Genomic DNA, 14563 nt, shown 5'->3' on the forward strand with positions numbered 1-14563 from the left:
GGCGGCCTGCCCCAGACCTACACCGGCTACACCCGCAACACCGTGTGGGGCAACGCCAACCTCGAAGAGGGCGGCCGCAGCGTCAACTACAAGAACGAGGACCCCTTCATCCGCGAGGAGTACGCCCGCCAGCTCGAGAAGCACGGCTACGAGTCCCACATGGACTCGGGCCTCTACGCCTGAGCCGCGCTGTGATGACACTCGATCGCGCGCGGCGGTGGCGATGACCGCGGACGCCGTCACCACCGAGCTCATCCGCAGCAAGGTCAATTCGCTCAGCGAGGAGATGCTCTACCTCCTCTACCGCTCGGCCTACTCGACGCTGATGCGCGAGAACCGGGACTGCAGCTTTCTCGCCACCACGCCGAGCGGCGACCTGCTCACCGAGGGGCCCCACTACTACCGCTTCGCGATCCACAACCTGCTCTCCCGCATGGAGCCGCGCGACGGCGACATCTTCATCACCAACCACCCCTACGAGTCGGGCGTCCAGCACACCCCCGACCTGCTGGTGATGGTGCCGGTCTTCCACGCAGGGGTGCACATCGGCTTCTCGTGCGCGACCGCGCACAAGTCCGACGTCGGCGGCGCGGTCGTCGGCAGCGCGTCCAGCCAGTCGACCGAGCTCTTCCAGGAAGGGCTGCTCCTTCCGATCATCCGTTTCGGCCACTTCACCGAGGACGACTTCGAGCTCGACGAGAACGTCATCCGCATCATCTCAACCAACGTGCGCAACCCTGACCTGTTCCTCGGGGACATGCGAGCCCAGATCGGCGTGACGCGCGTCGGCCGCGAGCGCCTCGAGGAGCTGGCGGCGCACTACGGGGCGGAGGCGCTGCTCGAGGCGTTCGAGGAGATCCTGAACGCGGGCGAACGCATGATGCGCCACCACCTCGCCGGCTGGCCCGACGGCAGCGTGACCGTGGAGGGCTTCGTCGACGACGACGGCATCCACCGCGACCGCCCGGTGCGCTTCGAGTTCGTGGTGACCAAGGAGAAGGACTCGATCACCTTCGACGCCTCGGGCAGCGACGACCAGACGCGCGGTCCGGTGAACATGCAGCAGGGCTACATGGAGAACGCCGTCTTCGGCGGGCTGCTCTCGGTCACCGATCCGTCGGCCTCCTACAACGACGGCATGCGCCGCCCCGTGCGGGTGATCACGCGCCTCGGCAGCGTCTTCCAGCCGCACTTCCCCGCGCCCGTCGGCGCGGCGACGATCGTGTCGCACCGCGTCTGGGACATGGTGCTCGAGGCCCTCGGCCACTTCGTCCCCGCCGAAGCGGTTGCGAACGGCGGTGGCAGCGGCGGCACGCTGGCGCTCCTGTGGGAGGGGGAAGCGCAGTCGGTGACGAGCCGCGCCATGCAGTACGAGATCCTCGGCACCGGCCTCGGCGCCTCGGCGAGCGGCGACGGCTGCGACGGCACGAGTGCGTCGGGGCAGAACATGCCGCTCACGCCGATCGAGATCCTCGAGACGCAGTTTCCCGTCCGCATCCGGCGCTTCGAGCTCATCGAGGACTCGGGCGGACCGGGTGAGTTCCGCGGCGGCATGAGCTACCGCCGTGAGTACGAGTGTCTCGCCCCGGCGACGCTCAACCGGCGGGCCGATCGCGGCAAGTTCTCCGCGCGGGGCATCAACGGCGGCCTCCCCGGCTCACTCGGCAGACTCATCTTGAACGCCGGCGCGCCGGACGAGCGCGAGCTGGCGCCCGCGGGGACCTACCACCTCGAGCGGGGCGAGACCTTCACGGTGATCGGCTCGGGCGCCGGCGGCTACGGCCACCCGACCGCCCGCGACCCCGAAGCCGTGCGGCGCGACGTCGTGCTCGGTGACGTCTCGCGGGCCGCGGCCGAGGAGTACTACGGCGTCGTCGTCGACCGCGGAGGAGAGGTCGATCACGAGGCGACCGCGCGGCGCCGGGGCGTCGCGAGCGAGGACGCGAAGCGATGAGTCGCACCGTCACCAGTGGACGTCGGCGACAGGGCGGTACCCGATGACGACGATCGGCGTCGACGTCGGGGGAACCTTCACTGACTTCGTCGTCCTCGGCGACGACGGCCAACTCGTCACGACCAAGGTCCCGAGCACGCCGGAGGACCCCGCGCTCGCGATCCTGGAAGGCCTGCGCCTTGCGGCGAGCGCGCACGTCACCTCCCCGGACCTGCGCTTCCTCCACGGGTCGACGATCACCACCAACGCCCTCATCCAGCGGCGGGGTGCCGATTGCGCACTCCTCGTGACCCGCGGCCTGAAGGGCATCGTCCAGGTGCAGTCCCAGCTGAAGGTCGGGCCCCGCCACTCGATGAAGCGGAATCGTCCGCCCGCCCTCGTCGACGGCCTCAACGTCTTCGAGGTCGGCGGGCGCGTCGACGCGAGCGGCGACGAGCTCGAGCCTCTCGACGAGAAGGCGGTGCACGCCCTCGTGCCGGTGTTGCGAGAGCGGCGCCTCGCCGCGGTCGCGGTGTGCTTCTTGTTCTCCTTCGCGAACCGCTCCCACGAGCAGCGCGTGAAGGAGATCCTCGAGGCGGAGCTCCCCGACTGCCGGATCTTCTGCTCTTCTGACGTGCTTCCCCGCATCCGCGAATGGTCGCGGATGTCGACGACGATCCTCGACGCCTATCTGGAGCCGCCGCTCGTCCGCTACATCGAGTCCCTCGTCGCCGGCCTCGGGTCGCTCGGCGCGACGACGAGGAAGACCTTCCTCATGGAGTCGAACGGCGGGGTGATGCCCTTCAGCGCAGCCACGACCGGCGGGCGGGCGATCCACACCCTCCTCTCCGGCCCCGCCGCCGCTGTGCAGGCGGCGCGGCACGTCGCGGGCAGTGCGGGCTCGTCGAACCTCGTCACGATGGACCTCGGCGGCACGAGCTGCGACATCGCTTTCGTCCGGGACGGAAGCGTGCTCGAGGTCTCCGGCGGCGAGGTCTGCGGCTACGACCTCTACGTCCCGATGCTCGATATCGCGACGATCGGCGCCGGCGGCGGCACCATCGCCCGGGTCGACCTCTCGGGGCGCCTCCTCGTCGGACCACGGAGCGCCGGCGCCATGCCGGGCCCGGCCGCCTACGGACAGGGTGGCACCGAGGCGACGATCACCGACGCCGACGTCGTCCTCGGCTACCTGAACCCGGACTTCTTCCTCGGTGGCCGCCTCCGCCTCGCCCCCGACCTCGCCGCGGCGGCGATCGAGGAGCACGTCGCGCGCCCCCTCGGCCTCGGGGTCGAGGAGGCTGGTCTCGCGATGGTGCGCATCAACGATGCGCACATGGCCGACGCGATCAGGGTCTGCGCCTCCAAGCGCGGTGTCAGCCTTGCCGAGTGCGACCTGCTCGCCTGCGGCGGCGCCGGGCCGGTGCACGCCGCCGCGGTCGCCGAGGAGCTCGGGATGCGGCGGGTGATCGTCCCCCAAGCTCCCGGCGTCTTCGCAGCGCTCGGCCTGCTCTGCACCGACGTCGCACAGGACTACGTGCAGAGCGACATCGTTCGCCTCGACCGCATCGACAACGAATCCTTCGCCTCGAACTTCAAAGCGCTCGAGATGAAGGCGCTCGAGGAATACCGACGGCAGGGCTTCACCGCGGTCGAGGTCCGATTCGAGCGCGAGATCGACGCCCGCTACGCCGGGCAGGGCTTCGAGATCCGCGTCCCGGTCACCGACCCGGGCAGCTTCGACTCTCGCGAGCGGGCCGCGGCGCGCTTCCACGACCTGCACCGCGCGATCTACGGCCACAGCGCCGAGGACGAGGCGGTCGAGGCCGTGAGCTACCGGGTGCGCGCTGTCGTAGCGATGCCGCAGTACCACTCGAGCGAGATCGCGGGCGGCCACAGCGCCGCTGCCCCGACGGGCGAGCGGCGCCTGGTCTTCGCGGGGGGTGAGGGCACGGCGACGGTGGTCGGCCGCGAGGGGCTCTCGCCCGGCGACGAGCTGGTGGGGCCGGCCGTCGTCGAGCAGCTGGACACGACGACGGTGATCCCGCCTCGATGGTCCGCGACGGTCACACGCCACGGGGAGCTCGTGCTCACCCGTTGAGGTCCGCCGCCCCTGCAACAGGAAGGGGCGGCACGGAGCAAGGAGGAAGCAAATGGGGGGACATGCTGCAACTGGTCGGGGCGGGACGCGCCGGGCCCGAGGAGGCGGGCGGCTCGCCGCGGCCGCCGCGCTCTTCGGCGGGGCGGCCGCACTGCTCGTCCCCGCGGCCGCGCACGCCTCGACGCGACCGGCGCTGAAGCCGGACTTCGGCTACTTCGCCGGCAAGACGATCACCTTCATCGCCCCGGCGGCGCCCGGTGGGATCTTCGACGCGATCCCCCGCACCCTCGGGCCGCTCATGGCGTCGTACCTGCACTGCACGGTCAATGTCGTCAACGTGCCGAACGGCAACACCCTGCCGGGGCAGGACCAGGCGGCCTCCGCCCCGGCGAACGGCCTCACCCTTGGGGTGATGAACATCCTCGCCGACCTCGAGAACGACGTGAAGGGGGTGGCGAGCGTCAGCTTCCCGATCAAGAAGGTGGGGTTCATCGGTGGCGTCCCGTCGTCGGACTCGGTGTGGATCTCGGCGCCGAGCCAGGCCTCGCTGGCGAACTTCAAGGACGTGATCACCACCACGACACCCTTCACGGCGCTCGACGTGACGAGCGGCTCGGTCGACGCCCAGATCCGCGTCCTGCTCGGTGCCTACGGGGCGCACGTCCGCATCGTCACCGGCTACCAGAACGCCGCCTCGCAGGTGCAGGGGTTCCTGCGCGGCGACGGGCCGCTCATGGCGCAGTCGAACACGGCGCTCGAGGCGACGATCGAGAGCGGCCAGGCCCGCCCGATCCTGCAGAGCACCAAGCCCCAGCCGGCCTACTCGGACTACAAGCAGCTGAAGCCGGTGCCCACCTTCGCCTCGTTCCTCGCGTCGCACCCGCCGACGACCGCGGCCGGGCGGGCGGCGATGCGCGAGCTCATCACGCTCGTCGCGTCGCCAACGCCGGTCTTCGTCCCCGCCGGCGTGCCGGCGAACATCCGCCTCGCCCTCACCGACGCGATGCGCTCGGCGCTCAACCAGCGGGCGGCCCAGACCCAGGAGGACCACTTCGGCCTGCCGCACGGCTTCGTCTTCCCGCAAGTGATCGAGAACGACATCGCGACGGGCGCGAAGCACGACTCGATCATGGCGAGGTACCTCGGCTGACGACCTTCGGCCGCACCTCTACACCGAGCGACATGCAGCACGGCCCCATCCGGCGGCTCGCCGGATGGGGCCAGGCGGCCGCGCGGCGGCGCGGTTAGGGGCCGCGGCCATGTGGTCCAACCTCGTCCACGGCCTCACCGGCCTGACGAACCTCGACGGGATGACCTATCTCGTCGCGGGCTCGCTCATCGGCGTCTTCCTCGGCGTGGTGCCGGGCCTCGGCGGTTCGGTGATCCTCAGCATCGTCCTCGCCTTCATCAACCACATCTCGATCGAGGGCACGCTGAGCCTGTTCCTCGCGGTGCAGGCCGGCAGCTACTTCAGCGCATCGGTGACGTCGATCCTCTTGAACACCCCGGCCCACCCCGAGGCGTTCGCCGTGACCTTCGACGGCTTCCCGATGGCCCAGCGCGGCGAGGCCGGGCGGGCGCTCGGCATCTCCGCCGCCTCCACCTGCATCGGCGGGCTGATCGGTTGCGCCGTCCTCGTCGGCTTCATCCAGATCGTCAACTACCTGCCGCTCATCTTCCACCCGCCCGAGTACGTGGCGCTGATCGTGATCGCGATGCTGCTCGTCGGCACGCTCGGCACCGACGCGATCTCAAAGGCGATCGCCTCTGCGGGCCTCGGCCTCATGGTCGCCTCGATCGGCACCTCCGGCGTCACCGGCGCGCAGCGCTTCATCTTCAACGCCGTCTCGCTCCAGGGGGGAATCTCCCTCGTCGCGCTGGTGCTCGGCCTGTTCGCGATCCCCCAGATGACGCTCGTCTTCGGCACCGCCTCGACGATCGCCCGCCAGGACATGACCGGCCGCGAGGTAGCGGCGGCCGTCCCCGTCGCGCTCTCGCGCGGCGTGGCCAAACAGATCGTCGGGGGGATCCTCGAGACCTTCCGGCACTCGCTGGCGCTCGTGCGCGCCGCCCTCATCGGCGTGGTCACCGGCATCATCCCCGGCGTCGGGGGCTTCGCCGCGAACTTCCTCTCCTATGGCGTCGCCCAGCAGATGAGCCGGCGGCGTTCCGAGTTCGGGACGGGCATTCCCGAGGGCATCATCGCCCCCGAGGGTTCCTCGCTCTCCAAGGAGGCGGGGGGCCTCGTGCCGCTCATCGCGCTCGGCATCCCGGGCGGGGTGGGGGCGGCGCTGTTCCTCGCGGCGCTCACCATCAAGGGCATTCGCCTCGGGGTGGGCTTCACGAAGGCCTATCCCACCCTTCCCTACGAGATGATGTGGGTGATCGCCCTCGGCGGGCTGATCGGTACCGCCGCGGGCGTGCTCGCCGCGCCGGGGCTCGCCCGGGTGACGCGGGTCCCCGGCCCCTGCCTCGTCCCCTTCATCATGGCGATGACGGCGATCGGGGTCTTCGTCTCCCAGGTCGAGTTCTTCGCGCTCGTCGAGACGGCGATCTTCGCGGTCCTCGGCCTGCTCCTCCGGCGTCTGCGCTACTCCGTCGCCGCCTTCGCCGTCGGCCTCGTCCTCGGGCCGACCCTCGAAGACAACATCTACCTCACCCACACCCTCTTCCCGGGGATGAGCTTCGTGAGCGCGCGGCCCCTCGCCGACGTCCTCTTCGTGGTTGCGCTCGCGGTGGTGGTGCTGAAGACGCTCCAGCTCCGGCGCGACGCCACAGCCGTCCGACGGGCGCTCGCCGCGCCCGCCGAAGCGGGCGAGGAGGCCGCCGCTGCATCGGTCGTCGCGCCCTACCCGCTGCTCAGCCTGCTGATGAGCGCGGGGATCGTCGCCTTCTGTATCGCCTTCATCGTCTACGGCGTCGAGGAATACGACTTCTCGACGGTGCTGATGCCCGCCGCGGCGGCGGCCGCTGCCGCGGCGGCAGCGCTCGTGCGCCTGCCCTTCGACGTCTCGCACTACCTGCTCGCGCGCCGTCGGCGCGGCGGTACGCCGCCTGGGGGCGCCCCTTCGACCGACGGCGGGCCAGCACAGCCGGTCGTCGTCCGGGAGTCCGAGCGCAGCCTGGCGCTCATCGCCGCGGCGGGCGGCGCTGCGGCGCCCGGCGCGGCCCGCCTCCTCGTCGACGCCGCCGACGAGGCGATCGTGCCCTCGGCCCCCTCCGTGGGGGCCGCCGCGAGGTTGCCCGCGATCGAGGAGAAGCGCTGGGGGCGGCACGGCCAGTACACCCGCGAGGTCGTCGCGCTCGGATGGTTCGGCTTCCTGATCGCCGCCTGCTACCTGTTCGGCTTCGACATCGGAGTGCCCGCGTTCTGCACCCTGTACGGGCTCCTCGCGACGCGCCGCGTCTTCGCTCGCCTCACCGGCCGGCTGCTCTTCGCGGCGGGGACGGCGGCGGTCATGTGGGGGGCCGCCTTCGGGATGATCGGCGTCCTGCACATCAGCGTCGTGCCGGTCGTCCGACTGTGACGAGCCCCGCGCCCGGCGCGCCGCGCCCGGGGCGTGACGTGGCCGGCCGCACGGCGGTCGTGACCGGGGGCGGCCACGGCCTCGGCCGGGTCATGGCGCTCGCGCTCGCGAGGGCCGGCGCCGCAGTCGTGGTCCCGGACATCTCGCCCGAGCACCTGCGGGCGCTGCTCGCCGAAGAGCCCGCGATCATCGGCGTGCGCGCAGACGTCGCCGAGGAGGCCGACGTCCGGCGCGTCGTCGACACCGCGATCGGCGAGACGGGACGCCTCGACGTGGTGGTGAACAACGCCGGCATCAGCCCGGCGGCGATCCGCGCCGACGCGGCGACCAATCCGGTGCTGTTCTGGGAGCTGACCGGAGAGGAGTTCCGCCGCTTCCTCGGCGTCCACACCGTCGCCCCGCTGCTGATGGCGAGCGCCGCGCTCCCACACATGCGCGCCCGTGACTGGGGGCGCATCGTCAACGTCACGACGAGCCACGTCACCATGCTCGGCCGCGGACGCGCCGCCTACGGCCCGCCCAAGGCAGCGAGCGAGGCGCTCGTCGCGGTGATGGCGCACGACCTCGAGGGCAGCGGGGTGACCGCCAACGTCCTCATCCCCGGTGGCGCCGCGGCGACGCACCCCGAGCGCGAGGGCACCTCCGCACGCAACCTCATCGACCCAGAGGTCATGGGACCGCCCGCCGTCTTCCTCGCCTCGAGCGACGCCGACGGCATCACGGCGCGCCGCTTCCAGGCCTGCCTGTGGGACCCGGATCGCTCGGACGCGCAGAACGTCGCCTCCTCGGCTGCCCCGGTCGCCTGGCCGGCCGCCCCGACACGACCCGGCGCATAGCGCGCCGCGAGAGAGGACACGAGCATGCACGAGGGATTCGGCCTCGACCACGAGCATCCGACTGCCGGCGGCGCGCCGGCGGCCGGGCCCGAGGCGACGCAGGGCCGCCCGACCGAGCGGCAGATGCTCGCGGAGGACCGCATCGAGCTGCACAGCGTCGGCGTCGACATCGGGTCGGCGACCTCGCACGTGATCTTCTCGCGCCTGGAACTCGAGAAGGTGGGGAACCACTACGTCACGATCGCCCGCGAGGCGCTCTACGAGTCGCCCATCCTCCTCACCCCTTACGAGGGGCAGAGCGCGATCGACGCCGCCGCGCTCGGCGCCTTCATCGAGGGCGCCTACGAGGCGGCCGGCGTCGACCACGACGACATCGATACCGGGGCGCTGATCCTCACCGGCGTGGCGCTGTTGCGCGAGAACTCCTGGCGTATCGCCGAGCTGTTCGCGCGCGAGGCGGGGCGGATGGTGGCGGTGAGCGCCGGCGACAACCTCGAGGCGGTGATGGCCGCGTACGGTTCGGGCGCGGTCGACCTCTCGCGCTCGCGCCGGGAGCGCGTCCTCAACATCGACATCGGCGGCGGGACCACCAAGTTCGCCCTCTGCTCGGACGGCCACCTCGAGGCGACGCTCGCGCTCGACGTCGGCGCCCGGCTCGTGGTCACCGACGACGCCGGCAGCGTGCTCCGAATCGAGCCGGCGGGGCGGGAGATCTGCGAGCGCCTCGGGATCGTGCTGAAGGTCGGCGACACGCTCGCTTCGGTCGACGGCGAGCGGCTCGCGGACTGCATGGCCACCCAGGTCGGGCGCGCGATCCCCCAGCGGGCCTCTTCCACCGACGCCTTCCTCTTCCGCGGCGAGGCCCTCGACCAGCAGCTGGAGGTGGCCGGCGTGACCTTCTCCGGCGGCGTCTCGGAGTACATCTACGGCCGCGAGGCGACCCGCTTCAACGACCTCGGCGCGCTGCTCGGCGCGAAGGTCCGCGAGATCGTCGAGGGCCTCGGGCTGCCGGTCCTCGGCGGGGGGGCGGGGATCCGCGCCACCGTCGTCGGCGCGTCGCAGTACACGGCGCAGGTGAGCGGCAGCACGATCTTCCTCTCGGACCCCGCGGTCCTGCCGTTGCGCAACGTCCCGGTGGTACGCCCTGACCTCCCCCTCGGCGACGAGGTGGACCCCGACGCCGTGAGCAGCGCGATCGCGAGCGCGCTTCAGACCTTCGAGCTCGAGGAGGAGCGCGGGCCGATCGCCCTCGCGTTGCGGTGGACCGGGACGGCGAGCTTCGCTCGGCTGAACGCGCTCGCGCGCGGGGTTGCCGCGGCCACCCGCCGCCAGTGCGAGGAGGGGAGCGCCCTCGTGCTCGTCTGCGACGACGACGTCGGGCGCCTGATCGGCAAGCACCTCTCCGAGGAGCTCGAAAGCCCGCTTCGGGTGGTGTCGATCGACTGCGTCGAGCTGAACGCCTTCGACTTCATCGACATCGGCGAGATCGTGCCGGGCTCGGGGGTCGTCCCCGTGATCATCAAGTCGCTCGTCTTCCCGAGCCTCGCCGCGAGCTGAGTCCATGGACTCCGACACCAGAAAGGAGCCCGCATGACCAGTGCCTATGAGGAGGCGCTCGCCGCGCCGGAGCTGCTCGAGCTCGCCCGAGACGCGTCGAGCCCGACCAACCCTGAGGCGCGACGCGTCTTCGTGCGCGAGCTCGCCGGCCGCTACAGCGAGATCTACAAGTCGATCTTCGCCGCGCCCCGCGTCATCCACTCACGGGACGCGAAGTACGGAGGCGGCCCGCAGCACTACAACAAGAACGTCATCGACCCGACCTCTCCCGACGCCTCGCAGCTCTTCCACTGCCACATCGAGCTGATGGCGCCGGGCGCGCGCAGCCAGAAGCACGGCCACATGAACACCGCCGTCTTCTACATCCTCGAGGGTGAGGGCCTCGACGTGCACGACGGGGTGGAGATCCCGTGGAAGGCGGGCGACATCGCGATCGTCGAGCCCGGCTGCGTGCACCAGCACTTCAACCTGGATCGCGAGAGCCACGCAAAGATGCTGGTCATGAAGGCGAAGCCGCTCTATCTCTTCGCCAACCTCGGCTTCCAGGGCTTCGTCGAGGCCTCGCCGAAAGAGCCGGTGCCGGGCTTTGAGCACTACCTGCCGGACGAGATCGCCGCCCAGGGCGGCCCGGTCACCGGCGGTGGCGAGTGAGGCGCCCGCGCCGCCGGTGCGGGCGGAAAGGAGCTTGGCGATGAAGGAGTCGGAACGCTTCGAGCTCGGACAAAAGGGCGCGACGCACTACCAGCGGGCGCTTGCCGAGGCTTCCCAGCACGAGGTGACGATGCAGGGACTGTCGAGCTACGTCCTCGCCGAGGACCAGCAGTGGGAGCAGAGCCCGCAGGGGCTCTTGAAGCACCTTGTCAACGACCAGATGGGGACGCGCGAGTTCGCCCTCGACATGTACCTGCAGGTGATCGAGGCGGGGGAGCACTCCGGGAAGCATCGCCATTTCTCCGAGGAGGTCATCTACATCCTCGAGGGCAGCGGCTATGACCTCCACTGGGACCCGGAGTTCACGGTGGACGTCAGCTACACGTGGACTTGGGCGGAGGAGCCGCAGCGCTTCGAGTGGGCAGCCGAGGACTTCGTCGTCATCCCGCCCTACGTCAACCACCAGCACTTCGCTGGCCCCGACGGCCGCGTCCGCTTCGTCTCGTCGACCGCACGGATCATCAAGGCGATGGGCTTCGACGGCCTCGAGCAGGTGGAGTCGGTGGAGGCGCACCCGCACCCTGGGCAACCCACGGGCCTGTAGTGCTCACTCCATCCTGAACCGGCAGAACGACTAGCCCGAGGCACTAGTGGCAGTGTCTGCCTCACACGACAGCTCAGATCAACCGCCGGGCACCCGGGATCCCTGTCCAGGACCTTGAGGCCCCGAGCGGTGAGGCAACCCCTGTCTACCGTGTCTCTCTGTGGGCGATCTTTTCCTCATCCGCTTCGGCGGTGAAGGAGACGGGCCGTCGCCGCGCGAGCGGGAGCTGGAGCGCTTGCGTGCTCGGTACGCGCGCCACCTCGTCGACGCCCTGGCGATGGACGAGACGATGGCAGCGCTCGTGATCGCCACGTTGTTCGCGCCGCGCGGGCGCGACGGCAAACCGTGCTTCTGTGGTTGCCACCCCGGCCTTTCAGCGCAGCATGATGACGGCTTCGAGTGTCCCTGCACGTGGGACCAAGCGCGACGCGAAGCCGTCCGTGGGCACCTCTTCGCCGATCTGCAGACACCGGAACAGCAGGAGTGGAGGAAGCGTCTGAGAGACGAGGAAGCGGCGGCCGAGGCCTGGATCGCTCGCCAGGAGGGCGTGAGTGCTGAACTGGTGTCGCGTTTCGCGCCTGAGCAGTGGCGCGGCACGATCGATGGGCACACCTTCTACTTCCGCGAGCGCCATGGGGATTGGAGCATCGAGCTCGACCTCCAGCCGACTGGCAGCTTCGCTGAACGGATCGTCGGAACCGACGAATCTGGCGAGTTCATCACCGAGGACGTTCCTGTCACCGCTGGCGAGGTCATCGCGGAGGGAGTCGACTCGGACCTCGGGACCGGCCTGATCGCTCATCTCTCGTTCATCCTGCGCACGGTCCGCGATCACATCTTCTTGAAAGAATGCGACCACGCGGGCGCTCTCTTCTTCTGTCCCATGTGCGGGAAGCGCATGGACGGGCCGCAATAGAAGTGCCATGCGGCCATCCGTCGGCACCCACACCAATACATCTAGTTAATCAGGCACATGTCTGATTTATTAGATGTACCCTTAGTCCTCATGGACTACCTGCAGCCGATCGAGGCGGTGATCCCGGGTGTACAAGGGCGCGTCCTCGGCGTGCTCTCGAGAAGCGAGAGCGAGATGACAATCCGAACCGTCGCTCGACTCGCGGGAGCGAGCGCACAGCAGACGTCTGTGCTTGTCGGTGACCTTCTTCGTCTCGGTATCGTCTCGCGCCGCGAGGCGGGTTCCTCTGCGCTCATCGCTCTCAACCGGACAAACGAGGCCGCTCGACTGATTGCGACGCTGGGCGACGTCCGGCACAGCGTCATCCAACGGCTTCGCGGGCGAGCAAAGCTGATAACCCCTGCGCCTACCTCTCTCGTCGTATTCGGGTCCTTCGCGCGCGGTGAGGCCCGCGCCGAGAGCGACCTCGATGTCCTGGCCGTCTGCCCGAAAGGCGTGGCTCCCGATGATGCCGGGTGGGTCGACTCGCTTGGCGCCTGGGAGTCCTCGGCTCGACAGATCGGGGGCAACGCCATCAGCACGATCGTCGTCGGCGAATCGGAGCTCCCGTCGCTGCTTCGCCGACGGTCGGGACCTTGGTCGGAGATCGTCCGAGACGGGGTGGCCCTTATCGGCCCGCCACTCGCCGATCTCGCGGCTGTCTGACATGCCAAGGTCAACGAGAAGGACGAGACCAGCGTCTCGGGCCGACGCACGCGCGTACTTCGCCAAGGCGGGAAGAATTCCTTCGCTCGAGCTCGGTAACCGCACCGCCGCCACCGGCAACGCGGTCCACGCTGGAATCGCGGCTGGCGACGCAATCGCCGCGGCGCTCGTCGGCGCGATCTCGCAAGGCGAGCACACAGACGCTCCTGCGCATCTCGATTCGATCGGAGGAGATGGGGCTGCTGCGGCGCGACTCTTGCGGCAACTTCTCCCCTTGAAGAGTCAGGCCGAGTATGACCCGCGGCCGATGCCGGCCGTGGCAGCGCGACGTGCGGTGACCGCAGCCGAACGGCTTGTCATGCCTGCGACACGCGTAACCCAAGTCACATGAGGCGCCGCGTTTGTCGGCTCGCCACGGCCGACGATGGAGGGAGAGGCCGATGTCGACGAGCTGGAGCAGGCTGAAGTCAGAGCGGTTCGCCGCGATGACCGATTTCGAGCGGGCAGAGTACGACCGCGCGTACGTCGTAGCCAGGTTTGCGGCTGAAGTCGGCGAGCGAGTTCGCGGCGCCCGCGAGGCGGCGGAACTCAGCCAGCGTGAGCTCGCCCGGCGCGTGGGAACGAGTCAAGCGACAGTCATCCGACTTGAAGATGGAGCGGTCGGGGCCAAACTCAGACTCTTCAACGCGTCGCGACTGCGCTTGGGCTCGAGGTCAACATCGAGTTCCGCCCTTCGGCGTAGGTCGAGCTCTTGCCCGAGGGACTAATGCTCGGTCAGATCGGGAAGCGCACCGAGTTCAGCGCCTGCTTCTCGCGCACCGCGTCGGCAAGGTCGATGTCGAGCACGTCGGCGAGGCGGACGAGGAAAATGAGGACGTCGGCGATTTCACCCCGGACTGCCGCTCGGCCTTCTTCGCCAAGCGCATCGGCGTAGGACCCTGCGACTGTCCGCCAGCGGAACTCGGCAAGCAGTTCCCCAGCCTCGCTCGCGACCGCCATTGACAGGCTCTTCGGGTCGTGAAATGCGAGCCATCCTCTTGCGGCAGCGAATTCGGCGATCTCAGCCGAGCACGTGCCGAGCAACTCGCTGCCGCGCTCCGCAAGCACGGCACCACGACGTTCGTGTCCCACGGATCGCTCGGCGTCGACGAACGCCGACAAGCCGAGAAGGCATTCGCGGAGGCACGCGACTGCGTGATCGTCGCGACCTCGACGCTCGAGCTCGGCATCGACGTCGGCGACCTCGACCGCGTCATCCAGATCGACGCGCCGCCCAGCGTCGCATAGTTCCTGCAACGCCTTGGGCGCAGCGGGCGACGCGCCGACACGACGCGCAACACGACGGTCCTCGCCACCAACGACGATGCACTCCTGCGCGCGGCCGCAGTCCTGTTGCGGTGGGGCGAGGGCTACATCGAACCCTCGCAGCCACCTGCGCTGCCTCTGCACCTCGTCGCGCAACAGCTGCTTGCGCTCGCGTTGCAGAACGGGGAGATCGGCCGTTACACCTGGCGCGACTGGTTCGGAGAGCCCTTCGTTTTCGGTGGCGATGCGCTGACCGAGTCGCCGCGAGTGCTCGACCACCTGGTTGCCGAGGGCTATCTCATCGACACGGGCGGCATGTTGTCGGTCGGCGGGACGGCCGAGCGCCAGCTCGGGCATCGTCACTTCATGGAGCTCCTCGCTGTCTTCAGTGAGCCGCCGCTCTTCTCGGTGCGACACGGCCGCCTCGA

Annotated in this window: 12 protein-coding genes; 11 read left to right on the top strand and 1 reads right to left on the bottom strand. The window is 69.8% G+C overall.

Going from position 1 to position 14563, the window contains the following annotated elements; translation table 11 throughout:
- The 11 genes from VNF07_01765 to VNF07_01815 form a co-directional block, all read left to right on the top strand.
- Nucleotides 1–183, top strand: a 183-nt coding sequence (locus VNF07_01765; GenBank protein ID HVB04960.1) for a hypothetical protein, incomplete at its 5' end; no start/stop codon positions are given.
- A 40-nt stretch (nucleotides 184–223) separates the two neighbouring features.
- Nucleotides 224–1954, top strand: a complete 1731-nt coding sequence (locus VNF07_01770; GenBank protein ID HVB04961.1) for a hydantoinase B/oxoprolinase family protein — start codon at nucleotides 224–226, stop codon at nucleotides 1952–1954.
- A gap of 43 nt (nucleotides 1955–1997) precedes the next feature.
- On the top strand, nucleotides 1998–4034 hold the full coding sequence (locus VNF07_01775) for a hydantoinase/oxoprolinase family protein (protein HVB04962.1): 2037 nt from the start codon (nucleotides 1998–2000) through the stop codon (nucleotides 4032–4034).
- Between the two features lie 52 nt (nucleotides 4035–4086).
- Complete coding sequence (locus VNF07_01780; protein ID HVB04963.1) at nucleotides 4087–5184, top strand: hypothetical protein; 1098 nt, start codon at nucleotides 4087–4089, stop codon at nucleotides 5182–5184.
- Between the two features lie 109 nt (nucleotides 5185–5293).
- Nucleotides 5294–7561 carry a tripartite tricarboxylate transporter permease gene (locus tag VNF07_01785; GenBank protein ID HVB04964.1) on the top strand — a complete coding sequence of 756 codons (2268 nt, stop codon included), beginning with the start codon at nucleotides 5294–5296 and terminating at the stop codon, nucleotides 7559–7561.
- Between the two features lie 38 nt (nucleotides 7562–7599).
- The gene (locus VNF07_01790; GenBank protein ID HVB04965.1) at nucleotides 7600–8397 is read left to right on the top strand and encodes an SDR family oxidoreductase; all 798 of its coding nucleotides are present in this window, start codon (nucleotides 7600–7602) and stop codon (nucleotides 8395–8397) included.
- 24 nt (nucleotides 8398–8421) lie between these two features.
- A complete protein-coding gene (locus VNF07_01795; GenBank protein ID HVB04966.1) occupies nucleotides 8422–9954 on the top strand; it encodes an ethanolamine ammonia-lyase reactivating factor EutA in 1533 nt (510 codons plus the stop codon).
- Between the two features lie 33 nt (nucleotides 9955–9987).
- Complete coding sequence (locus tag VNF07_01800; protein ID HVB04967.1) at nucleotides 9988–10605, top strand: cupin domain-containing protein; 618 nt, start codon at nucleotides 9988–9990, stop codon at nucleotides 10603–10605.
- Between the two features lie 40 nt (nucleotides 10606–10645).
- Nucleotides 10646–11209, top strand: a complete 564-nt coding sequence (locus VNF07_01805; protein ID HVB04968.1) for a hypothetical protein — start codon at nucleotides 10646–10648, stop codon at nucleotides 11207–11209.
- A gap of 160 nt (nucleotides 11210–11369) precedes the next feature.
- Nucleotides 11370–12125 carry a hypothetical protein gene (locus VNF07_01810; protein ID HVB04969.1) on the top strand — a complete coding sequence of 252 codons (756 nt, stop codon included), beginning with the start codon at nucleotides 11370–11372 and terminating at the stop codon, nucleotides 12123–12125.
- Nucleotides 12126–12215: 90 nt separating this feature from the next.
- The gene (locus VNF07_01815) at nucleotides 12216–12830 is read left to right on the top strand and encodes a nucleotidyltransferase domain-containing protein (GenBank protein HVB04970.1); all 615 of its coding nucleotides are present in this window, start codon (nucleotides 12216–12218) and stop codon (nucleotides 12828–12830) included.
- A 774-nt stretch (nucleotides 12831–13604) separates the two neighbouring features.
- On the opposite strand, the gene VNF07_01820 is transcribed toward VNF07_01815, so the two are convergent.
- Nucleotides 13605–14563: nucleotide pyrophosphohydrolase (locus VNF07_01820; GenBank protein ID HVB04971.1), on the bottom strand; the 959-nt coding region annotated here is incomplete at its 5' end.

The sequence above is a fragment of the Acidimicrobiales bacterium genome (genome assembly GCA_035533595.1).
In the GTDB taxonomy this organism is placed as follows: domain Bacteria; phylum Actinomycetota; class Acidimicrobiia; order Acidimicrobiales; family Bog-793; genus DATLTN01.